Annotated in this window: 17 protein-coding genes; 12 read left to right on the forward strand and 5 right to left on the reverse strand. The window is 61.6% G+C overall.

Features of this window, described 5'->3' with window-relative positions; genetic code table 11:
* The 5 genes from tolA to ACZYGA_RS07115 all read left to right on the forward strand — a co-directional run bounded on the left by tolA (position 1) and on the right by ACZYGA_RS07115 (position 4,921).
* The gene (tolA, locus tag ACZYGA_RS07095) at positions 1-1,227 is read left to right on the forward strand and encodes a cell envelope integrity protein TolA (protein ID WP_404625522.1); all 1,227 of its coding nucleotides are present in this window, start codon (positions 1-3) and stop codon (positions 1,225-1,227) included.
* Complete coding sequence (gene tolB / locus ACZYGA_RS07100) at positions 1,224-2,516, forward strand: Tol-Pal system beta propeller repeat protein TolB (protein WP_077376488.1); 1,293 nt, start codon at positions 1,224-1,226, stop codon at positions 2,514-2,516. Before tolA ends, tolB begins: the two co-directional genes overlap by 4 nt.
* Before the next feature lie 70 nt (positions 2,517-2,586).
* Positions 2,587-3,096 (forward strand): peptidoglycan-associated lipoprotein Pal, encoded by a 510-nt coding sequence (gene pal / locus ACZYGA_RS07105; RefSeq protein WP_065392600.1) that lies wholly within the window; start codon positions 2,587-2,589, stop codon positions 3,094-3,096.
* Positions 3,097-3,234: 138 nt separating this feature from the next.
* Entirely contained in the window at positions 3,235-4,005 is a 771-nt protein-coding gene (gene ybgF / locus ACZYGA_RS07110) for a tol-pal system protein YbgF (RefSeq protein WP_077376485.1), read from the forward strand.
* A gap of 151 nt (positions 4,006-4,156) precedes the next feature.
* Positions 4,157-4,921: a YciK family oxidoreductase gene (locus tag ACZYGA_RS07115; protein ID WP_077376482.1), complete on the forward strand. Its 765-nt coding sequence runs from the start codon at positions 4,157-4,159 to the stop codon at positions 4,919-4,921.
* 136 nt (positions 4,922-5,057) lie between these two features.
* Here the strand turns inward: ACZYGA_RS07115 and ACZYGA_RS07120 are convergent, their stop codons facing one another.
* Complete coding sequence (locus ACZYGA_RS07120) at positions 5,058-5,744, reverse strand: HAD-IA family hydrolase (protein ID WP_404625524.1); 687 nt, start codon at positions 5,742-5,744, stop codon at positions 5,058-5,060.
* Positions 5,741-6,502: a bifunctional 2-polyprenyl-6-hydroxyphenol methylase/3-demethylubiquinol 3-O-methyltransferase UbiG gene (gene ubiG / locus ACZYGA_RS07125; RefSeq protein WP_077376476.1), complete on the reverse strand. Its 762-nt coding sequence runs from the start codon at positions 6,500-6,502 to the stop codon at positions 5,741-5,743. Before ubiG ends, ACZYGA_RS07120 begins: the two co-directional genes overlap by 4 nt.
* 226 nt (positions 6,503-6,728) lie before the next feature.
* Between ubiG and mtnA the strand changes: the two genes are divergently transcribed.
* The 3 genes from mtnA (at position 6,729) to ACZYGA_RS07140 (ending at position 10,253) form a co-directional block, all read left to right on the forward strand.
* Complete coding sequence (gene mtnA, locus ACZYGA_RS07130; protein ID WP_084208693.1) at positions 6,729-7,847, forward strand: S-methyl-5-thioribose-1-phosphate isomerase; 1,119 nt, start codon at positions 6,729-6,731, stop codon at positions 7,845-7,847.
* Positions 7,848-8,078: 231 nt separating this feature from the next.
* Positions 8,079-8,963, forward strand: coding sequence for a UTP--glucose-1-phosphate uridylyltransferase GalU (gene galU, locus ACZYGA_RS07135; RefSeq protein ID WP_077376470.1), 885 nt, complete (start codon positions 8,079-8,081; stop codon positions 8,961-8,963).
* A gap of 3 nt (positions 8,964-8,966) precedes the next feature.
* Entirely contained in the window at positions 8,967-10,253 is a 1,287-nt protein-coding gene (locus ACZYGA_RS07140) for a nucleotide sugar dehydrogenase (protein WP_404625527.1), read from the forward strand.
* 103 nt (positions 10,254-10,356) lie between these two features.
* On the opposite strand, the gene ACZYGA_RS07145 is transcribed toward ACZYGA_RS07140, so the two are convergent.
* Together ACZYGA_RS07145 and ACZYGA_RS07150 are read right to left on the reverse strand one after the other, a co-directional pair.
* Positions 10,357-11,481 (reverse strand): alcohol dehydrogenase family protein, encoded by a 1,125-nt coding sequence (locus ACZYGA_RS07145; protein WP_303565010.1) that lies wholly within the window; start codon positions 11,479-11,481, stop codon positions 10,357-10,359.
* Between the two features lie 261 nt (positions 11,482-11,742).
* Positions 11,743-12,327 carry a superoxide dismutase gene (locus ACZYGA_RS07150; protein ID WP_136937823.1) on the reverse strand — a complete coding sequence of 195 codons (585 nt, stop codon included), beginning with the start codon at positions 12,325-12,327 and terminating at the stop codon, positions 11,743-11,745.
* Between the two features lie 606 nt (positions 12,328-12,933).
* Between ACZYGA_RS07150 and ACZYGA_RS07155 the strand changes: the two genes are divergently transcribed.
* From ACZYGA_RS07155 to tamB, 3 genes are all read left to right on the forward strand, one after another.
* Positions 12,934-14,073, forward strand: coding sequence for a coiled-coil domain-containing protein (locus ACZYGA_RS07155; protein ID WP_404625530.1), 1,140 nt, complete (start codon positions 12,934-12,936; stop codon positions 14,071-14,073).
* A gap of 187 nt (positions 14,074-14,260) precedes the next feature.
* Entirely contained in the window at positions 14,261-16,282 is a 2,022-nt protein-coding gene (tamA, locus tag ACZYGA_RS07160; RefSeq protein ID WP_404625532.1) for an autotransporter assembly complex protein TamA, read from the forward strand.
* 100 nt (positions 16,283-16,382) lie between these two features.
* Positions 16,383-20,561, forward strand: a complete 4,179-nt coding sequence (tamB, locus tag ACZYGA_RS07165) for an autotransporter assembly complex protein TamB (protein ID WP_479398703.1) — start codon at positions 16,383-16,385, stop codon at positions 20,559-20,561.
* 178 nt (positions 20,562-20,739) lie between these two features.
* Here tamB and ACZYGA_RS07170 read toward each other — a convergent pair whose 3' ends face one another.
* The gene (locus tag ACZYGA_RS07170) at positions 20,740-21,216 is read right to left on the reverse strand and encodes a YchJ family protein (RefSeq protein WP_404625535.1); all 477 of its coding nucleotides are present in this window, start codon (positions 21,214-21,216) and stop codon (positions 20,740-20,742) included.
* Between the two features lie 49 nt (positions 21,217-21,265).
* On the opposite strand from ACZYGA_RS07170, the gene msrA reads away from it, so the two are divergent.
* A complete protein-coding gene (gene msrA / locus ACZYGA_RS07175; protein WP_084208689.1) occupies positions 21,266-21,904 on the forward strand; it encodes a peptide-methionine (S)-S-oxide reductase MsrA in 639 nt (212 codons plus the stop codon).
* Positions 21,905-22,017: the final 113 nt, after the last annotated feature.

Genomic DNA, 22,017 nt, shown 5'->3' on the forward strand with positions numbered 1-22,017 from the left:
ATGAGTCAGCCGGAAATCGAAAAGCGGGCAGGCTATGGATTACCCGTCGTGCTGGCCGTGGGTCTGCATGTGGTCATCCTGGTACTGACCCTGGTGAGCTGGCCTGAGTCCGAGCCGGATCAGAGCAGCACGACCATCGTCAACGCGACGCTGGTCAGCACCGAAACGACGACCAATCAGCCCCAGCAGGCCAAGGCCAGCAAGGCGCGGGATGCCGCCGAAGAGGCCGATGAGCGTCAGAGCGCCAAGGAGGAGGCCTCCCGGGAAGCGGAGCGCGCTGCAGAACAGCAGAAGAGTGCTGCGCGCGAGAAAGCCGCGCAGCTCAAGGCAGAGCAGGCCAAGGCTGCCGAACAGGAGAAGGCGGCACAGGCCAAGGCGGCTGAGCAGTTGAAGGCGGAGCAGAAAGCGGCTGCCGAGGCGGCAGACAAGGCCAAGGCAGATGCAGCGCGTCGGGCGGAAGAAGCCAAGGCGATTGCGCTTGAGCGCAAGAAGGCTGAAGCTGAAAAACAGGCCAAGGCAGACGCCTTGAAGAAGGCGGAAGCCGAAAAGGCGGCCAAGGCCAAGGCGGAAGCGGAGAAGGCCGCCAAGGAAAAGGCGGAAGCGGAGAAGGCCGCCAAGGAAAAGGCAGCCGAGGAAGCGCGCAAGAAAGCCGAGGCGGAAAAAGCCGCGAAGGCCAAGGCAGAGGCTGAAAAGGCGGCCAAGGCCAAGGCGCAGGCTGAAAAGGAAAAGGCAGCCAAGGCAGCCGCCGAGAAAGCAGCGAAGGAAAAGGCGGCCAAGGAAAAGGCAGCGGAAGAGGCTCGCAAGAAGGCAGCCGCGGAGGCCGCGCGCCAGAAAGCGCTTGCCGAGAAGGCAGCACAGGCATCTGCTGGGTCACTGGATAGTCTGATCGACAGCGAAAGTGACGCCATCAGTGGCGCCAAGCAGGCCGCACAGGCGGCCAATGGCTTTGAGAGTCTGCTCAAGAAGTATGTCGGGCAGAACTGGAATCGGCCTTCAGGTACCGTACCCGGCATGACGGTGACGCTGCGCGTCTCATTGCTGCCGACAGGGGAACTTGTTTCGGCTGCGGTCAGCAAGAGCAGTGGCAATGCCGCCTTTGATCGTTCCGCGATACAGGCGATACAGAAAGCAGCACCGTTTACCGAGATGCAGGACCTGCCGGCTTCAGCCAAGAGCCAGTTCCGCAACTTCAATCTGTACTTCAATCCAGAGGACCTGGGCCGATGAGACGAGTGACTACATGGATGATGGCAGCCGCCATGCTGGTCGTGACCAGCATGGCGCGAGCGGACCTGACCATCGAGATCACCAAGGGCAATGACAGCGCGACGCCGATCGCCGTGGTGCCGTTCGAGAACCTGACGGGGGGAAGTCTCCCTCAGGATCTGGCCCGTATCATCTCGGATGATCTGGCGCGCAGCGGCCAATTCGAGCCGATCAAGCGTGACAACCTGATCGCGCTGCCGGGGACTACCCAGGATGTCTTCGTCAATGACTGGAAGCGCCTCGGCGCCAGCTATCTGGTGGTCGGGCAGGTCAAGAATGCGAGCAGCGGTGGCTACAGCATTCAATACGAGCTGATGGATGTGCTCGGGAACAAGCGCATGCTGGGAGAAGTCATCACGGGCAGTGATGGCCAGTTGCGTTCGCGCGCCCATTACATGAGTGATGAAATATTTGAGGAAATCACTGGAATTCGCGGTGCTTTCTCGACAAAAATCGCCTACATTACCGCCAATGGCGTGGGTGACAACATTCGTTTCGCACTGTATGTTGCCGACTCGGATGGCCATGGTAGTCAGGAGATTCTTGCATCCGATGAACCGATCATGTCTCCTGCATGGTCGCCGGATGGAAAGAAACTGGCGTACGTGAGTTTCGAATCAGAACGGCCTGCGATTTATGTTCAGGAGCTGGGAAGTGGTCGTCGTGCCAAACTGACCGGTTTCCGTGGCATCAATGGTGCTCCGGCCTGGTCTCCGGATGGCCGCAAGTTGGCGATGGCATTGTCAAAGGATGGTCAGCCCGAGATTTATGTGATGGATATCGCGTCACGCAAATTCCAACGTCTGACCAACAATCCTGCGATCGATACCGAGCCGGACTGGCTGCCGGATGGCAGTGGCATGGTCTTCACGTCTGATCGTGCCGGCTCGCCACAGATCTATCGTCTTGATCTTTCCGGTGGTACTGAACGCGTGACGTTTACCGGAAACTACAATTCCCGTGGGCGTGTGTCGCCCGATGGGGAAACCCTGTTCATGATCAATCGCTCCGGCAACGGTTATCAGGTTGCCAAGCAGGATCTGAAGAGTGGTCGAGTGACATCCCTCACGGATACTCAGTGGGATGAATCTCCAAGTGTTGCACCGAATGGCACTATGGTGATATATGCCACTCAGCAAGGAACCCGTGGGGTCCTGGGCGAGGTCTCGGCAGACGGAAGAGCACAATTTTCCCTGCCGTCACCACAAGGCGAAGTGCGTGAACCTGCGTGGTCGCCGTTCCTGAACTAAACCACTAGAATGCATCCGAGTCACAAAGAAAGGCTTGGCATTCGTTTTCATTAGAGCAAGGAGTTTTACAATGCAGTTCACCCCGTATGCAAAAGGTCTGTTGGTTGCCCTGTCCCTGAGCGTCATGGCCGGTTGTTCCAGCAGCGGTGGCGCCCAGGACGGCGACATGGATTCAGCCAACAGCGGTGCCAACACTGCCGGCATGAACTCTGGTGCCAACACCAACGGCAACCAGATGAGCAACGCTTCCATGCCTGACGTGCGTACCATCTACTTCGCATTCGACAAGGACACCATCCGTCCTGAATTCGAAAGCGTCCTGATGGGCCACGCCCAGTACCTGAAAGCCAACACCAGCGCCAACGTCGTTCTGGAAGGCCACGCTGATGAGCGCGGTACTCGTGAATACAACCTGGGTCTGGGCGAGCGTCGTGCCAAGTCTGTCGCACGCTTTCTGACCGTTCAGGGTGTGTCTCCGTCCCAGATCGAGATCGTCTCCTACGGTGAAGAGCGTCCGGCCGTTCAAGGTCACGGCGAATCTTCCTATGCCAAGAACCGTCGTGTGGTCTTCGACTACTGAGTTCGGCAATCCCTCTGAGGTCCCTGCGGGATAACAGAGACGCTTGAAACTTGTGTTGAGCAGGCCTGAGTCGCAAGGGCAACCTTGAGGCTCGGGCCTTCTCGCACGGCAACATGATGATTCGGCGGAGCCGACAGCATGAAAGACAGCCTGAAATGGTTGTGCGGTGTGGGAGCCCTGGCGCTTCCGTTGTCAGTTGCAGCCGCACCCGCAGTGGAAGACCTTACCGTACAGTCCAACTCGCTTTATCAGCAGGCCAACACTCGCTTGAGTGGTGGCGGCACCCTGACCCTTCTCAACCAGCTTGATGAGCAGGCCCAGGAAATTGCGCGGCTGCGCGGGCGTGTCGATGAACTGGAATATCAGTTCAAGCGACTCACCGAGATGTCGCAGCAACGGTACCTGGACCTGGAGCAACGTGTTTCGGGAACAAGTCCAGCCGGTGAGAACGGTCAGGAGGTCGATGCGCAGACCGCAGCCGCGGTCAGTGGTGGTGCGGGCAGCAATGCCAGCAGCGCCAATGCCTCCAGTGGAGGGGATGCCCAGAAGGATTACGAGAACGCCTTTGCCAAGGTGCAGTCGCGTGATTTCGACGGAGCGATCGATGCCTTTGAATCCTTTGTGGTGGATCACGGGGATTCCAATCTCGCGGCTAATGCCCATTATTGGTTGGGGGAATTGTATTCCGCGAAGAATCAACTGGATGCTTCTGCCCAGGCCTTTGATACTGTCATCAGTGAGTTCTCGCAATCCAGCAAGGTGCCGGATGCGATGTACAAGCTGGGACTGGTCAAGGCGCGGCAGGGCAAGGCGCAGGAAAGTCGCAAGTTGCTCGAGGAACTGGTTCGCCAGTACCCCGACAGCAAGGCCGGCGGAATGGCCAAGGATTTCCTCGCCTCTGGCGCATGACGCCAGATGATAATGACAAAGCCCGCACTTGTTGACTGACAAGGCGGGCTTTGTGCGTTCTGACATGCGCCCGCATGTCATCGATACACCTCAGGCCTTGCCCTTCGGGTCAGCCTCTCGGCAAGGCCAGCGTTCAGGACGGGATATCCTCATGGCGGAATGCAAGATCGATTATCAGGCACCAGCGGATCTGCTGAAAGGGCGAATCATTCTCGTGACTGGTGCAGGCTCGGGCATCGGTCGTGAAGCAGCCATTGACTATGCCAGGCATGGCGCGACCGTCATCTTGCTGGGGCGCACCATTGCCAAGCTCGAGGAAGTCTATGACGAGATCGAAGCATTGGGGGCTCCTCAGCCAGCGATCTACCCGCTGAACTTCGAAGGGGCCACGCTCAAGGATTACCAGCAGATGGCGGAAACGCTCGACAAGGAATTCGGGCGACTCGATGGGGTGCTGCACAATGCCAGTCTGCTGGGCAAGATCACCCCGTTCGAGCAGTATGATCCGGCGTTGTGGGAGCAGGTCATGCAGGTCAACATCAATGGGCCTATCTGGATGTTGCAGGCGCTGCTGCCACTGCTGAAAGCGTCTCGGGATGCGTCCGTGGTGCTGACGAGTTCCAGCGTCGGCCGCAAGGGGCGTGCTTTCTGGGGGGCCTACAGTGTCTCGAAGTTCGCCACCGAAGGCTTTTCACAGCTGCTGGCACAGGAGCTCGAGAATACCAGTCAGGTCCGCGTGAATACCCTCAATCCCGGTGGGACTCGAACGTCGATGCGCAAGTCGGCCTTCCCGGCGGAAGACCCGGATACCCTGCGTACGCCAGCCGACATCATGCCAAGCTACCTGTGGCTGATCGGTCCGGAGAGTCGTGGCCGCACCGGCGAGATGTTCGATGCCCAGCCGCCCAGGACGTGAGATGTCCGAGCGGGTGACAGTGACGAGCACTTGATGGTGAGAAGTTGTCACTGACAGGATTGCCTGCAATGAAAACGCCGACGGCCATGGCCGTCGGCGTTTTCATTGGCAGGGCGTCAGGGTATCGCGCGCCGCGTCAGCGCAGTTCCGCTGCGCGCAGAGCGGCATTGATGACTTCTTCCGAGGTGTCGAACCACACATCGGCAGGCCAGGCGTCCACATCATCCCCGTCGCGGACGTAGCCATAGCGCACGGCGACCGCCAGCATGCCCGCCGCGCGCGCCGCCTGCATGTCGCGATCATGATCCCCGAGATACCAGCATCGTGACGGTTCGACGCCGAGGAGGCGGGCCGCCTCCCACAATGGCTCAGGATGGGGCTTCTTGACGGGCAGGTCATCGGCGCACAGCAGACAGCCCGGAGTGAGCGCCATGGACTCGATCAGCGGCTCGGCGAACTGACGCGGCTTGTTGGTCACGATCCCCCAGGGCAGGCCGTTGCGCTGACAGATCTCGATCAGGGCGTCATAGCCCGGGAACAGCTCGCTGTGGGCCGCGACATCACGGGCATAGAAGTCCAGCAGGCGTGTACGCTCCTCGGCATGCGAGGGATGATCGATGTCGTGACCCAGCGCCAGTCTCACCAGGGCGCTTCCGCCATGCGAGACCTCGGCGCGAATCACCTCATAGCTCAGTTCCGGCAAGGCATGATGGCTACGCAGCTCGTTGGTCGCACGCGCCAGGTCCGGCGCAGTGTCCACCAGGGTGCCATCGAGATCGAAGATCAGCGCAGCGGGACGGGGCAGTGCGGCCGGCAGACTCATGCGAGTTCGTCTTCCGTCGGGCGGCGCGTATGCATCAGATAGTTGACGCTGAGGTCGGCGGTGTTGAGGCGATATTTACGGGTCAGCGGGTTGTAGGTCATGCCGGTGGAACCCTCCATCTTGAGGCCCGCCTCACGCGTCCAGCGGCCAAGCTCAGCCGGGCGGATGAACTTGCGGTACTCATGCGTGCCGCGTGGCAGCATCTGCAGCAGGTATTCAGCACCGATGATCGCGAAGGCGTACGCCTTGGGATTGCGATTGATGGTCGAGAAGAACACCTTGCCTCCCGGCTTGACCAGTCGCGCGCAGGCGTTGATCACCGAGGAAGGGTCAGGAACATGCTCGAGCATCTCGAGACAGGTCACGACATCGAATTGTCCCGCCATTTCCTCGGCGGCAGCTTCCGCGGTGGTCTGGCGATAATCGACTTCCACACCGGATTCCAGCTGATGCAGGCGTGCCACTGACAGCGGGGCTTCACCCATGTCGATCCCGGTCACGGTGGCGCCACGGTGAGCCATGGCCTCGGACAGGATGCCGCCGCCACAACCGACATCGATGACTCGCTTGCCCGCCAGTCCGGCATGGGTGTCGATGTAATCGACGCGCAGCGGGTTGATGTCGTGGAGTGGCTTGAACTCGCTGTCGCGGTCCCACCAGCGGCTGGCGAGCGCGGAGAATTTGGCGATTTCGCTGGCATCGACGTTGCCCAGATGATCCGGGGCAGTGGAATCTTGCTTGGCGTCGCTATGGCTCATGATCGGATCCTTACCGTTACGGAAGTGCATCGCAAGCATGCACGCCCCTGTACAGACGCGTCACCCTCGGGCACGATTCCTCCATTCTAATCCGCCTGTCGTCGCGGGTCAGCGGTAACTGCAAAAAACTCGTCATGACGGGAACTTGCAGATGGCCTCAGCCATTATCGCGCCGCGGTGTTCTCCAGTGCGAACCCCTTTGTCCGTGAGCCTACAGGGAAGTGTCATGAGCCTGATTCCAATTCGCTGGCTGACCCAGTCAGACAATGCCACCGGTAGCGACGAAGATGCCTTGCCGCGACTGGCACTGCTGGATCAACGTCTGCTGCCGGGCGAGACCCGAGAGATCGAACTGCGGGATGCAGACGGCGTGGCTCGCGCCATTGCCGACATGGTAGTGCGTGGTGCACCGGCCATCGGCATCGCGGCCGCCTATGGTGTGGCACTGGAGGCGGTTCGCGCCGCACATGAGGGCGGGGCATGGGGGGCGCGTCTGGAAGCGGCCTGCGAGGTTCTGGCGGCTTCTCGGCCGACGGCGGTCAATCTGTTCTGGGCGCTGGATCGCATGCGTACGGTGATCGCTGCGCACGCCATGCGTGAGCTTGCCCCCCACGAGGCACTGTTGCGGGAAGCCGTGCGCATTCATGAGCAGGATCTCGAGGACAATCTGCGCATGGCGGAATTCGGTGCGCAGGTGATTGCCGCGTCCCTGACGGCCGACACCCCCCACTGTGAGGTGATGACCCACTGCAATACCGGTGCGCTGGCGACTGGGGGGCACGGTACCGCCCTGGGCGTGATTCGCACGGCGTATGCTCAGGGGCTGATCAGCCGCGTCCATGTCAACGAGACACGCCCCTGGTGGCAGGGGGCTCGACTGACCGCCTGGGAACTGGTGCAGGAAAAGATTCCCGCCCGACTGGCCGTGGAGGGTGCCGCCTCGCTGATCATGCAATCCAGGGACGGCGATGGCGATGTGCGCTGGTTGATCGTCGGTGCGGACCGCATCGCGGCCAACGGCGACACGGCCAACAAGATCGGCACCTTCTCCCTGGCGGTCCAGGCGCGTGCCCATGGCGTCAAGGTGATGGTGGTGGCGCCCCTTGCCACCTTCGATGCCAGTCTGGACAGTGGGGCCGCCATCCCCATCGAGACTCGCGATGCCGATGAACTGCGTCAGGCAGGAAATCGCAGGATCGCTCCCGATGAGATCGAGGTCTTCAATCCGGTCTTCGATGTCACACCGCATGAGTATATTGATGCCATCGTCACCGAGCATGGTGTGGTAGAGTCGCCCGATAGCGACAGTGTGGGTGCCCTGCTGGGGCGTGCCCAGCGTCGCTGAGAAGGCACCCTGTCCGCGGAGCGAAGGCTTCGCGTGGACTGGCCCGTCATGGACGTCTCAGACAGACGATCTGATGGGCCAGTGTGGAAAATCTGCGGTCAATTCGCACTTTTTTGCCAAACTGGCATAACCCCTGCCTAGATTTCAGGACGGTCGCCATCTCGTCCGGGCGGCAGTAACTCGGTAGAGTCGTCACGATCTGCCACGACATAGACACAAGGAAGACGCTTCATGATACGCAAGGCTGTATTGCCTGTTGCAGGTCTCGGAACTCGTTGCCTGCCGGCCTCCAAGGCCATCCCCAAGGAAATGATCACCATCGTCGACAAGCCGGTGATCCAGTATGTGGTGGAAGAAGCGGTTGCGGCGGGTATCAAGGAAATCGTCCTGGTCACCCATTCCAGCAAGAATGCCATCGAGAACCACTTCGACAAGCACTTCGAGCTCGAGACGACTCTGGAAGCCAAGGGCAAGTTCGAGCTGCTCGAGGAACTTCGTCACATCATTCCGGATGATGTCAAGATCATCAGCGTGCGTCAGCCGGAACCGCTGGGTCTGGGCCATGCGGTGCTGTGTGCCAAGCCAATCGTCGGAGACGAGCCTTTCCTGGTGATGTTGCCGGACGTGCTGGTCGACGGCGAAGGTCTCGAGAAGAATGACCTGGCGCGGATGATGGAGGCCTATGAAGCCACCAATGCCGCCCAGATCATGGTCGAGAACGTGCCTCAGGAGATGGCCTACAAGTACGGTATCGTCGCCATCGATGGCGAGACGCCGGAAGCGGGCAAGTCCGCGATGATCAGCGGGATGGTCGAGAAGCCGGCACCGGGCACCGAACCCTCCACTCTGGCGGTGATCGGTCGTTACCTGCTGCCGGGTCGCATCTTCGAGTTGCTCGAGAATACCCCGCCGGGTGCCGGTGGCGAGATCCAGCTGACCGATGCCATCGATACCCTGCGCGATGACAAGGCGGTCGCCGCCTATCGCATGGCCGGTGATACCTATGACTGCGGCCATCAGCTGGGCTATCTGGAAGCCACCATTTCCTTCGCCAAGCGTCACCCGAAATTCGGGGAAGGCTTCCGCGAGCTGATGACCCGCTATCAGGAGAAATGAGCCATGCAGGTGCTGGTGCACGGAAGCGAACTGGCGGCTGCCACGGCCAGTGCCGCCTTGGCGAGTGTCGGCCACAATGTCTGGTGGTGGCCGCATGAAGACATGGACTGGGAGTCACTGGACCGGGTCGACTGGCTGAACAGTGAGCCGGGCCTGCGAGAGCGGCTGGATCGCCACGTCGAACGTGGCGATCTGACGCTGGTGAAGGGACTTGGTTCACTGCGTCGCATCGATGTGCACTGGGTGGCCGTCTCGCCGGATCAACGTGAGGGTGCTCTGACGCGTATCGAGCAGGTCGTCGCGACACTCGCGGAGCCGACGGTGCTGGTCAACAATTCGACCTTCCCTGTCGGGACCACCGAGCGTTTCGAGGCGCTGCTGTCGCGGGATGATCAATATGCGGTGGCCTTGCCGGACATGCTGGAAGAGGGGCGCTCGCTGGCGACCTTCGAGCGCCCCGCGCGCTGGTTGCTGGGCAGCGAGTCCGAGGTAGCGACACGTCGCGTCCAGGAGCTTCTGCGCGCCTTCAATCGTCGGGAAGATGTCTTCCAGATCATGCCGCGCCGCGCCGCCGAGCTGACCAAGCTGGCCATCAATGGCATGTTGGCGACCCGGATCAGTTACATGAACGAAGTCGCCGGGCTTGCGGATTCCCTCGAGGTAGACGTCGAGTACGTGCGTCAGGGCATGGGCGCCGACCCGCGCATCGGCTTCGGCTATCTGTATCCGGGCTGTGGCTTCGGTGGTCCCAACTTCTCGCGCGACCTGATGCGTCTGGCCGATGTCCAGCATGAGACCGGACGTGAATCGCTGCTGCTCGAGCATGTTCTCGACATCAACGAGGCCAAGAAGGAGACGCTGTTCCGCAAGCTGTGGCAGCACTTCGATGGCGAGCTGCGCGGTCGCACCATCGCCATCTGGGGGGCGGCGTTCAAACCGGGCACGGCGCGTATCGACCATGCGCCGGTGTTGACGCTGCTCGAGGCGTTGTGGGCTCAGGGAGTGCGCGTTCGTGTGCATGATCCGGCGGCGCTGTCCGCGTTGGGCGAGGCCTGTGGCGCACATCCCTTGCTGGAGCTGGTCGATGGCAACATGTACGACGCCCTCGAAGGGGCGGACGCCCTGATGCTGGTCACCGAATGGAAGTGTTACTGGAATCCGGACTGGCAACGTCTCAAGCGTGAGCTGGGCGCGAAGCTGGTGCTGGACGGTCGCAATATCTATGACCCCAGCTACGTGGCCAGCCAGGGGCTGACCTACCGAGGCATCGGGCGTCGCGCGACGCCGTGACACCGTCTCGGCACCTGACGAATGTGCATGACATTCGCCTGGCATGAACAAGGCCCCATCCGGCAACGGATGGGGCCTTTTCCTTGGTCACTCCTGTGGCTCATCAGGCCCAGGGCTCAAGCACGAACTTGCCGACATGGGTCTTCTCGAGGAAGGCCTTCTGGGCCTTGGCGATATCCTTCAGCGGGAAGCTCGCCGCGATCAAGGGGCGAATCTCCCCGCGCTCCACGTAGCGCACAAGATTGGGGAAGGTTGCCTTGCACCAGGCGGTGGTGCCCAGCAGTCGGAGATTCTTGAGGTACAGATCACGCAGGTCCAGGGTGACCATGGGCCCGGCGATGGCGCCGGTGGTCACCAGCCGCCCACCACGTGACAACAGCTTGAGCATCACCGGGAAGGCATCGCCGGCGACATTGTCGACCACCAGATCGACGGATTCCTGCCCGAGTTCGGCGACCAGGTCCGCATGGCGATCAAACAGTCTGTCGACCCCCAGCGTGCGCAGGGCCTCATGCTTGGAAGCGCCTGCCACAGCATAGACGATGGCGCCACGTCGCTTGGCCAGTTGCAGGGTGGCGGAGCCGACGCCGCCCGACGCGCCGGTGACCAGTACGCGTTCGCCGGACGTGAGCTCGGCCTGTTCCAGCATGTTCTCCGCTGTGCCATAGGCGCAGGGCAGTGAGCCCAGTTCCACGTCGCTCCAGTCACATTCGACCGGGAAGACGTCACTGGCCCGGATACTGACGAATTGCGCGAAGGCGCCATCGAAGTCAGAGCCCATCCATTCGTTTTCCAATGACTCCCAGCCTGCACTGCGCATGCAGGCCCGCACCAGTACGCGCTTGCCGAGCAGCGCTGTGTCGGCACCTTCGCCGAGCGCGACCACTTCACCACAGCAGTCGGTTCCCTGGATCAGGGGGAAGGGCGTCTCGCCTTTCCAGCCACCTTCAGGCGGGACCGGCTTGTCGATTGTCGTCTCGCCAGGCGAGGTGTCGTGCTGGCTGCTGGCCTGGTTCGTGGCCGTGGTGATGCTGGAGGAATACCAGCCAAGGCGCGTATTGATCTCGGTATTGTTCATGCCAGCCGCCAGTACCTTGATCAGCACTTCCCCCTTGTCTGGCACAGGGACAGGCCGCTCTTGCGCCTCGAGGCGTTCATAGCCGCCGTGGCCGGTGGTCACGATGGCGAGCATGGTGTCGGGTAACGAGGAGGTGATATCGGATGGCATGACGTTCCCTCTGGGGATGAAGAAAGAGTAGAGTGAATGTTCTACCTTGCAGGCTAGCAAATGGCGAGGCGGCATGTCATCTGCAAGCGCGCTTCGTAAAGGATCATCAGGCGATAGGGGAGCCAGAAACCAAAAGACCCCGCCGATTGGCGGGGTCTTTCCTTGCACCATCCTCTCACTCGAACGTCACTGTCAGGTCATATCATCCATGACGTCTGATGTGAGAGTGAAGTGAAGGTGCCATCACTCATGCCGGGTGTCTCAGGCTGCGAAGTTCTGTGCAGCGAAGTCCCAGTTGATGATGTTCCAGATGCTTTCCAGATACTTCGGACGCGCGTTGCGGTAGTCGACGTAGTAGGCGTGTTCCCAGACGTCGACGGTCAGCAGCGGGGTCTGGCCTGCCTTGGCGATCGGGGTGTCTGCGTCGTCAGTGTTGACGATTTCCAGCTCGCCCTGAGCGTTCTTGACCAGCCAGGTCCAACCGGAACCGAAGTTGCCGGCAGCGGAAGTGTTGAAGGCTTCCTTGAAGTCAGCGACGGAGCCCCACTTGGCCGCGATGGCATCTGCCAGCGGGCCTGTCGGCTCGCCACCACCGTTCGGAGACAGGCAGTGCCAGTAGAAGGTGTGGTTCCACACCTGAGCTGCCTGGTTGAACAGGCCGCCCTGAGCGCTCTGGATGATGTCTTCCAGAGACTTCTCTGCGTCCGCAGTGCCTTCGACCATGCTGTTGAGCTTGGTGACGTAGGCCTGGTGATGCTTGCCGTAATGGTACTCAAGGGTCTCGGCGGAGATGGTCGGCTCGAGTGCGTTCTTTTCGTACGGCAGTGCCGGGAGTTCAAATGCCATGGGGGATAAGCTCCTTTTCCTCACCAATAGAATCTTGCTCTGACTTCGTTGGGGCAGGCATGAAGGCTTTCAAGCCTCCTTCAGTGTTCTCTTCGACGTCAGGCGACGAGGAGACAATCGCCAAGGATCCATTCAGCCAGCACATGATGGAAAATGTGCAATTAGCGTGAAAAACCTTGTGAATCCAGATAGCTACGAAGCCAGAGGCTGCGAGAGTCGCAGTGCTTTGCACTATAGCACTCGTGTTCCTGCAGGCCAACGCCGCCGGGACCTGCTGGCGGGAAAGCACCGAAGGGTGTCGGTGAGCGATGTCAGGTATCGCGGGCGACGTCGCCGTCTGGCGGGAAGGTACAGTGCGGTTACATGAGAGGGACCGCGGGCCGTGCTGCTGGGGAACCTGATGAGATGGCCGGGGTCTGCTGTTAGACTCGGCAGAGCCGGCAACCGAAAACCGGCCAGTCAATCAGCGGGATACGGGCGTTTTCCCTCCAGGTGTCGCATGAGGCTCGGGCCTTGCCGCGGATGATGCCGACGCCTGTCGCTGGAACCTTGAGTCGATGTGCCAGTCATGGAGCCAGTATGCGGCAGGACACTACGGAACCTTCGATGGACAATTCCCGGGATGAATCACTGATAGCACGGCGTGATGAAGCGCTGGCCCGTCATCCTGATGCAGCCCCGCCCCCGCGTCGTTGGCCGCTGTGGGTGTGCGTGCTGGCACTGGGAGGGGTGGTCGCCTGGCAGCAATGGCAATTGCAGCAGCTTCAGGACATGCGAGGCCAGCAGAGTGATCAGCTGAGTCGTCAGGTCTCGGGACTCAAGGGCGATGTCGAGAACGACGCCCGGCTGCTGGGGGATGTGGATGAGCGTCTTGCCCAGCTCACCACGCGGGTGGACGAGTCGCTGAGTGCGCGCATCGACGGCCTCACGCAGACCGATGAATCCCTTGCCGACAGCCTCGCTGAACAGCAGGCCGCCTGGCAGGAGCGTCTTGCCGCGCTCTCGGACACGCTGACGGCATCGCAGGACGCGCAGGCGAGTCGTCTCGCAGCGCTTGCCGAGTCCACCGAGGCCCAGCTCGAGGGACTACGCCAGGCGGGTGACAACCGCACCACCTTGCTGAGTGCCTTGCAGGGCTCCGTCAGTGCCCTTGAGTCCTTGAGCCGGGATGGGCGTGCGACGCTCAAGGCACGCCTAGATGCACAGGCTGACACCCTGGCCCATCTCGAGACCGAGTTTAAGGCAGTCGAGCAAGCGCAGCAGCAGTCGCTGCCCCGACTCGAGCAACGCCTGAGCGATCAGTCCAGCCGCCTGGATCAGCAGGCCGTGCAGCTTGAGCGTCTCGCCTCGCAGCGGGACGCCCTCAGGCAAGCGCAGGATGAGGCGACGTCAGAGGATCGCCAGACAAGCTCGCAGGCGCTGACGGCCTTCAAGCAGTCCCAGCAGGAGGCGTTGGACGCGTTGCGTCGCAGGCTCGAGCAGCAGCAGGCGTCCCTGACGGGGCTGGTGGACGCCCGGCTCGCGCCGTTGAGCAAGACCCAGACGTCGCTGTCTTCCCAGCTGGGGGAGCTGCGACGCCAGCAGACGGCGCTCAGCGCCGGGCTGGAAGCCCTGGGTGAGGCGTCCACGCAGGACGAGCAGCTGCGCTCCCTGGATGCCAGCCGTCGGCAGTTGAGTGGCCGCGTGGCGTCCATGTTGAGTCAGCTGTCCCGGTTGGAGCAGCGAGTCGCGCGCCTGGAGCGCTGAGCAGTGATGGAATCCTGGAGGGTCACGTACCCGTGAAGGATACGAACCTCCCCGAACCGGCCTGCGGCAGATGACATATGGTCAGTAACAGTGATGGACAGTACTCGCATGAGTACCTAACAAGGGACGTGCAATGAGTGGCGACAAGAATGGGAGAGCGGGTTCGCTCGAGCCTCGAGGCAAGGTGTTGAGCAACGACGCTGCACGCCGCTATCTGCGCTGGAGCAAGCCGCTGGTCCTGTGCACCGGCCTGCTGCTGGCACCACAGGCATTGGCGCTGGATGCCGCGGTGAAAGGGCTGAAAGGTGCCGCTGCCACCAACGTGGTCAATTATCTGGCGGGGCTTACGTTGGAGGAGGATGTCCCAGCCGAGCGCTACGAGGACGAGATCATCCGGCGCATCCAGGAAGCGCTGCAGGCCTTCGGTTACTACGATGCTCAGATCACGCTCCGCTATCCCGAGAAGGGGTTGCTGGGCGGCGATGATGTGGTCGTGACGGTGGATGCCGGTGAGCCGGTCACCATCGAGACGCTGGAGCTGCGACTCGAGGGCGACGCCGCACGCGACAAGGTCATGAAGAAGGTGCTGGCCGACGCCGACCTCGAGGAAGGGGATGTGCTGCGTCACTCTCGCTATGACAGCCTCAAGTCGACCCTGACGTCACTCAGTCTCGAGCGCGGCTATTTCGACACCTCCTTCTCCCAGCAACGCATCGAGGTACGCCCCTGGCTGCACTCGGCACGCATCTATCTGGTCATGCAGAGCGGTCAGCGCTACCGCTTCGGCGATATCACCTACCTCAACAGTCAGATAGAACTGGATCGCGTCAAGGCCATGCAGCCGTTCCAGACGGGTGATTATTACGAAGCCGGCAAGTTGACCCAGTTCAACCAGCGGCTGAGTGAGGCAGGCTGGTTTCGCTCGGCCGCCATCAAGCCACAGCTCAATCCGGGTGCCGAACTCAAGACCACCAGCCCTGACAGCAAGATCAAGACGCGCAACGTCAAGACACCCTATGCCGAGGCACAGGGGTATGAGGGGTCATGGCTTGCCGATGTCGAGAGGGCTGAGGTAGAGCAGACGAGGGATGAGAGTCACCGCTCGGACTCGACGGTGCCTGCCGCGCAGGCTGCGGGGGCGGCTACAGAAGATCAAACGTCTCTGGACGCCGGTAGCGATACGCCGGTACTGACTGGCGATGCGCTGGAGGCTGCGGTTAAGACGGTCAACGGTCCCATCATTCCCGTCGAGATCAGCCTGATCCCCGCCGACCGTCACAAGTTCGAGACCGGTATCGGCTACGCGACGGATGTCGGACCACGCCTGCAGTTCAGTTGGGAGATGCCGTGGGTCAATCGCTATGGCCATAGCCTGACCAACAGCCTGTTCCTGTCCTCGCCGGAACAGACCTTCGAGGGCGAATACCGCATGCCGCTCGAAGACCCGCTCAAGGATAGCTATGTCCTCGAGTACGGGATGTCGAACACCGACGATGAAGATACCGAGAGTCTCGAGACCACCGTGCGCTTCACTCGCGAGTGGAAGTTCGACAATGGCTGGACTCAGCGTGTGTTCTTCGGTTCCACCTATGAGGACTACACCCAGGCGGATGAATCCGGAGCCGTGCTGCTGCTGTATCCCGGTGTGAGCTGGAACCGCACACGAACACGCCCTAAGACCTTCCCGATGTGGGGCGACCGCCAACAGCTGACCTTCGAATATGGCGATCAAATGTGGGGCTCGGACGTGACCTTCCTGCGCTCCCAGTTCAACACCAACTGGATACGCTCCATCGGCGACAACCATCGTTTCGTGGCGCGCATGGGCGTCGGCCACGTCGATACCGACAACTTTGATGACATGCCACCCTCGATGCGTTTCTTCACCGGGGGCGACAACAGTGTGCGTGGCTATTCCTACGAGACACTCGCCCCGGAAGATGACGACGGCGATTTGGAAGGTGGTAGCTCATTGCTCACCAGCAGCCTGGAATACGATTACCGTCTGACCGGCGACTGGTGGGGCGCGACCTTCTACGACGCCGGCAACGCCTTCAATGGCTGGGACGCACTCGAGCTCAAGACGGCTGCCGGCATGGGGATTCGCTGGATCTCGCCGGTGGGGCCGATTCGTCTCGATATCGCCCATCCCTTCGATGACGAAGACAACGATTACCGTATTCACTTCTCGATCGGGCCGGAATTCTGATCAGCTGTGTCTCTAAAACGAGTGTCGTGCGGATCAAGCGCCAGCAAAGGACCATCAGCTGAGCGGATGAGCTGATAAAAAAGCTATGGAGATGTTGGAATTGTCTAATCCCTATGTACGTCGGGGCGGCCTGGTCATCCGGTTGCTGATATGGCTGCTCGTGTTCCTGATCGGGCTGACGATGCTGCTGGTCGGGGGCGTGTTGTCCCCGTGGGGCACAGGGCTCGTGCTCGATCAGGCACGCTCACGTGGCTTCATCGATTATTCGCAGGCCTCAGGCTCACCCTTGGAAGCGCTGTCGCTCAAGGACGTCTCGCTGGACCTGCCGGGACTGGCCGTCAACGCCGACTCCCTTTCGCTGGCCTGGGGCGAGGACTGTCTGCTCCAGGGCAAGCTGTGTCTCGAGTCGCTTGAGTCCAGCGGGCTCGCCATCACCCTGAGTGATAGCGGTGCCAGCGAGGAGCCTGAGCCAGAGAGCGGTGAGAGTCTCAACGTGCCCATCGTGGTGCCGATTCCCATCGAGGTGCGCAAGGTCGCCATTGATGACTTCGCCCTGTCGCTGGCAGATGGCAGTCGCGTCACCTTCGATCACTTTCATACCTCGGCCGCGCTGTCGGTGAGTACGCTGACGCTGGGCGAGACACGCCTGATCACCAGTCGTTTCATTCCGGCTGATGCCGTCGCGGCTCAAGCGACGTCAGCGACGTCAGCGACGTCTGACACTGTGAGTCTCGAGGGGGTGAGCCTCACGCCTGAGGCGCAGCAAGCGGCGAGCGCAGTGGTCAACGCTCAGAGGGTGGTGCCTCAAGCCGAGACCGCCGCCAGGGCCATCTCGAACAAGGCCATCACGGATGATGCCGCAGAGCCGGCTGGCAAGACTGCAGACAAGACCTCAGATGAGACAGCGCAGGCCGGGCGCATCGCCTTGCCGGAGGTCTATATTCCGCTGACCATCGAGGTCCCTGATCTGGCCATTGAAGACTTTGCGCTCAAAGGGCCGAGCCCGTATGAGGTCAGCCGTCTGTCGCTGGCGCTCAAGGCGGAAGGGCATGACATCACGCTCTCGCGTCTCGAGGTCGACTCGCGTGACGTGAATGCCGATCTCGTGGCGCAGGTCACGCTCAAGGACGAGTATCCCCTGAGCGCCACGCTCAATGCCGAGACCCTGATCGACCCCGTGCGCCATGAAAGGCTGCGCCTGTCGCTTGAGGGCTCGCTGGCGGATCTTGAGGCCTCTCTCAAGGCCGACGGACCACTGGCCGCCGAGCTTGTGGCTAGCGCGGATGTGCTGGACAGTGATCTGCCCTTCGAGGCACGCCTGAGCGCCGAGCGGATCACCTGGCCCCTTGCCGCCGCCAGTGACGCAGCGGGTGATGCTGCTCTTGCGCCTCAGAAAGAGGCCCAGACTGCGGATCAGGACAACGCAGCCAAGCACATCGCCAAGAGCCAGTCTGCCTCCTTCACGCCTGACTATATCGTCGAGAATCTGGCACTGGTCGCCAAGGGCTCACTGTCAGGCTATACGACCACGCTGGATGCCATCATCGAGGGCCGTGACATTCCGCGTGCCACCGTGTCATTGGCAGGCGACGGCGATCTCGAGCATTACCGTTGGCAGCCGCTCAAGATCGCGCTCAAGCGTGGCTCCGCGACGACCCGCGGTGAGATCCAGTGGAAGGAAGGACTCCGGGTCGTGGCCCAGCTGGCGCTCGACAAGCTGCATCCCGAGGATCTGATGCCGGCCCCAACCGGTGGAGGGCAGAAAGCCGTGCGCGGTGAGCTGAGCGGCAATCTCGCGGCCAGCTTCCATCAGCCGCTGCAAGGCCCGTGGGCCGTCGATGTCAGCAAGCTGGATATCCGTGGCACCTTGCTCGAGCGGCCGCTCACGCTGACCGGCAAGCTTTCAGGCAATGCCGACATGCAGTGGAACGTGGACGCGCTGGAGCTGCGCCAGGGGCAGAACCGCCTGAGCGCCAACGGCAAGATTGCCAAGACCATCACGCTTGCCGCCAATATCGATTTCCCGGCGCTCTCGACCCTGATGCCGGATGTCGCGGGTGAGCTCAAGGGCAAGATCGATGCCACGGGCACCCTCGACAAGCCGCGACTGGCGAGCAACTTCACGGGACGACGCCTGCAGATCGGGGAGAATCGTATCTCTGACATGGCGCTGTCTGCCGGGGTCGATGCCCGCAAGCGTGGTGTGGATGACCCGGCACTGGATATCGCCCTCAACGCCGACGGTGTTCGGGCTGGCGGACAGCAGATCGCGACGGTCGCGCTGACGCTGGGGGGCTTCCTGAGCGATCACACCTTGCAGTTCGATACCGAGATGGCCGGCGAGATGCCATTGTCACGTCTGGGACTGACCCTCAAGGGCGGGCTCGACAAGGCGCGTGAGCATTATCGTGGGGCGCTGTCTCCGCTGACGGCGAATACCGACTTCGGTGACTTCAACTTCGACACGCCGGCACGCTTCGATGCCAATCTCGCCAAGGACAGCGTGCTGGTGCAGCCATTCTGTCTGAGTCGGGAACAGGGGGGGCAGATCTGTGTCGCCGAGCCCTTGAGTGCGGGCAATGACGGCCAGGCCGTGGTGACGCTCGAGGGGATTCCTCTGGACATGGCCCAGAGCGCCATGCCGGAGAGCTGGACCATCGGCGGTGCCACGGGTGGCAAGATCACGGCAAGCTGGAAGCAGGGTGGCCAACGCTGGAATGCGGACGCGGAGCTGGCAGGCAAGTTGACACTGGCCGGGGAAGACGCTGATGGCAATGCCTGGTCGCTGCCGGAAACCACCTTGCAACTGGCGTTGGAGGCCACGCCCGAGAAGGCTGATCTCGATACCCAGATTCGCCTCGACAGTGCAGGCGGCATCGGGCTTACCGTGTCGGTCCTCGACCCGGCGGGTACAGGTCAGCTGGATGGCTCGCTGGCCATCCGCGACATCGATCTCTCACCGTATCGTCCGCTGGTGGCGGGCATGACTCAGCTGGAGGGCAAGCTGGCGGGTGACGTTAAGGTCGGCGGCAATCTGAGCCTGCCGTCGTTGACCGGCCCGATCGCGCTGACCGGCGTCAAGGTACAGGGTGAGGGGCTGCCGGTGTCGCTTTCGGATGCCCAATTCACTGTCGACTTCGATGGCAACAGTGCCGATATCGATGGGTATCTGGTGGGCAATGATGCGCGCTGGGGTATCGATGGCGAGGCGGCCTGGCCGACCCTGGATGACTGGACGGCGGCATTGAATCTCGACGGTGCGAAGAATCCGCTCGAGCTTAATATCGCCGGGATCGGGCGCATGCGCGTCGCACCGGATCTGCAGATCGATGCCAGCCCTACGCTGCTCAAACTGCGAGGTGACGTCAATGTACCGTGGACACGCATCGAAGTGGACCAGGTGCCGCCGTCTGCCGTGTCACCCTCCAGTGACACCATCATCATCGAGCGTCCCAGTGATGAGGACACTTCCAACCCGGCTGAGCTGGCGGATGGCAGCGATACCGCCAAGGCGCTCAATGAGGCCGGCATGGCGCTGGATGTGAGGATCGGCATCCATATCGGGCCAGATGCTCGCCTGGAGGCGATGGGGCTCAAGACCAGGCTCAGAGGCGATCTCGATGTGCGCCAGTCCAAGGGCGGTGTGCAGGTCTTCGGTGAGGTCAATCTCGTCGACGGGACCTACAAGAGCTTCGGGCAGGACCTGCAGATCAGCAAGGGGCAGGTATTGCTGGCCGGTCCGCCCTCGAGTCCGCGTCTGAATATCGAGGCGATCCGTGATCCTGACAACACCGAGGACGACGTGACCGCAGGGGTGCGTGTGACGGGGCTTGCCTCCTCACCCAGCATCGAGATCTTCTCGGACCCCTCGATGGATGAGTCGTCGGCACTGAGCTATCTGCTGCGCGGCGAAGGCCTGGACAGTGATACCAGCAGTGACAGTGCGGTCACGTCCGCCTTGATCGGCATGTCGCTGGCGCAAAGTGGCCAGGTGGTCGGACAGATCGGCGAAACCTTTGGCGTGAGGGATCTGAGTCTGGACAGTTCCGGTAGCGGGGATGACAGCCAGGTGGTGGTCAGCGGCTATATCGCCCCGGATCTGAAGCTCAGTTACGGCGTCGGGCTGTTCTCGCCGATCGCGGAGCTGACGCTGCGCTACAAGCTGTTCCGCAATCTGTATGCCGAAGCGGTGTCCGGTACGGCGCAGGCCGTGGATCTGCTCTACAGCTTCTCATTGGGTCGCAGTGAGCTGGCGCCCAGAGTCGGCAAGGACAGATGATACGCCAGGCCAATTGATTGCCACAGATTCAGCCCCCATCGATAGCGTCGGTGGGGGCTGTTTCGTTTTGCAGGGCGTTTCGCAGGGCGAGTTTCACAGGGCGCGTCTTGCAGGGCTTGCATGGCTTATGCCCGAGATCGTGATCGTGCGCGTCAGCACCAGGCGCTGATGGTCAGCGTCATGCCGTGCAGCAACGCTTGATCTTCTTGCCGCTGCCACAGGGACACAGGCTGTTGCGCCCTGGCGTCAATGTCTGCCACTCGGCATCACCGTCGACATAACGCCAGTGATGGCCATCATGATGAAATCGGCTAAGTTCCTGCAATCGTTGGAACTTTCCCTGCTCGAAGAAGGTGGCGTGAAAGCGTACCATGCCGGTATCGGCATCTTGTCCGCTGTCCAGAATCTCCAACGCCAGCCATTGCGGGCCAGCACCTTCCAGGTCGGCGCGTGCTGGGCAATGTGCCGCGTCCCAGCTGTCGATGAGGAAGTCGCTCAGCGAGAGGCAGAAGGCACTGTAGCGGGCGCGCATCAATTGCTCAGGGCGTTCGGCGCGGGTGATGTCCGCATGAATCGGCTGACAGCAATCGACGTAGCGTCGTGCCTCAGCGGTGTTGGGCTGGCAGGGGCAGATCTTGGGGGGCAGAGATGACATCATTGAACCTATACACGATTGCACGACGCGACACAGGAGAGAGTCCGCCATGTGGAAGACGCAAGACAAGCAGGCCATTCCCTCGGCAGAAGATGCCTTGCCGGGGCGCGAACAGCCGCTGCAGATAATGGGTACCCATCACGTCAATGGGCGCTCGATTGTACCTCCCTATCCCCAGGGATGTGAGGAGATCGTGCTGGGACTGGGATGTTTCTGGGGCGCGGAGCGTCTGTTCTGGCAGCTGCCGGGCGTCGTGGTGACGGCCGTCGGGTATGCTGGCGGCCATACGCCGAACCCGACCTACGAGGAGACCTGTACCGGCAAGACCGGACACACCGAAGTGGTACGTGTGGTGTTCGATCCGACGGTCATCGGTCTGCCGGAGATCCTGCGTGCCAGCTTCGAAGCGCACGATCCGACGCAAGGCATGCGTCAGGGCAATGACATCGGCAGCCAGTATCGCAGTGCGATCTACTACGTCGATGACGCGCAGCGTGAGATCGTCGAGAAGAGCCTGGCGGATTATCAACAGGCGCTCAATCAGTCCGGTCTGGGACGGATTACCACCGAGATCGCTCCGCTCGAGACATTCTATTACGCGGAAGATTTCCATCAGCAGTATCTTGCCAAGAATCCGGGCGGCTATTGTGGCCTGAAGGGCACGGGGATCAGCTGCCCGATCGGCTAGCTGGCGGGCTGCGAGCGCATGAACGGTCTGCCCTGATTGCGCTGCCCTGAAGAAACGCGAAAGCCTCATGGTGACCGTCAGCACGACGCCAGCCATGAGGCTTTCTGGTTGCT

This window comes from Cobetia sp. BL01 (assembly GCF_056493605.1).

Bases quoted from the DNA above. Each gene is read 5' to 3' on its own strand.
- ACZYGA_RS07140 (WP_404625527.1), top strand. From the start codon at position 8,967: ATGCAGGTGCTGGTGCACGGAAGCGAACTGGCGGCTGCCACGGCCAGT.
- ubiG (WP_077376476.1), bottom strand. From the start codon at position 6,502: ATGAGCCATAGCGACGCCAAGCAAGATTCCACTGCCCCGGATCATCTG.
- galU (WP_077376470.1), top strand. From the start codon at position 8,079: ATGATACGCAAGGCTGTATTGCCTGTTGCAGGTCTCGGAACTCGTTGC.
- tolB (WP_077376488.1), top strand. From the start codon at position 1,224: ATGAGACGAGTGACTACATGGATGATGGCAGCCGCCATGCTGGTCGTG.
- ACZYGA_RS07150 (WP_136937823.1), bottom strand. From the start codon at position 12,327: ATGGCATTTGAACTCCCGGCACTGCCGTACGAAAAGAACGCACTCGAG.
- ACZYGA_RS07155 (WP_404625530.1), top strand. From the start codon at position 12,934: ATGGACAATTCCCGGGATGAATCACTGATAGCACGGCGTGATGAAGCG.
- mtnA (WP_084208693.1), top strand. From the start codon at position 6,729: ATGAGCCTGATTCCAATTCGCTGGCTGACCCAGTCAGACAATGCCACC.
- tolA (WP_404625522.1), top strand. From the start codon at position 1: ATGAGTCAGCCGGAAATCGAAAAGCGGGCAGGCTATGGATTACCCGTC.
- ACZYGA_RS07145 (WP_303565010.1), bottom strand. From the start codon at position 11,481: ATGCCATCCGATATCACCTCCTCGTTACCCGACACCATGCTCGCCATC.
- ACZYGA_RS07120 (WP_404625524.1), bottom strand. From the start codon at position 5,744: ATGAGTCTGCCGGCCGCACTGCCCCGTCCCGCTGCGCTGATCTTCGAT.
- ACZYGA_RS07115 (WP_077376482.1), top strand. From the start codon at position 4,157: ATGGCGGAATGCAAGATCGATTATCAGGCACCAGCGGATCTGCTGAAA.
- ACZYGA_RS07170 (WP_404625535.1), bottom strand. From the start codon at position 21,216: ATGTCATCTCTGCCCCCCAAGATCTGCCCCTGCCAGCCCAACACCGCT.
- pal (WP_065392600.1), top strand. From the start codon at position 2,587: ATGCAGTTCACCCCGTATGCAAAAGGTCTGTTGGTTGCCCTGTCCCTG.
- ybgF (WP_077376485.1), top strand. From the start codon at position 3,235: ATGAAAGACAGCCTGAAATGGTTGTGCGGTGTGGGAGCCCTGGCGCTT.
- msrA (WP_084208689.1), top strand. From the start codon at position 21,266: ATGTGGAAGACGCAAGACAAGCAGGCCATTCCCTCGGCAGAAGATGCC.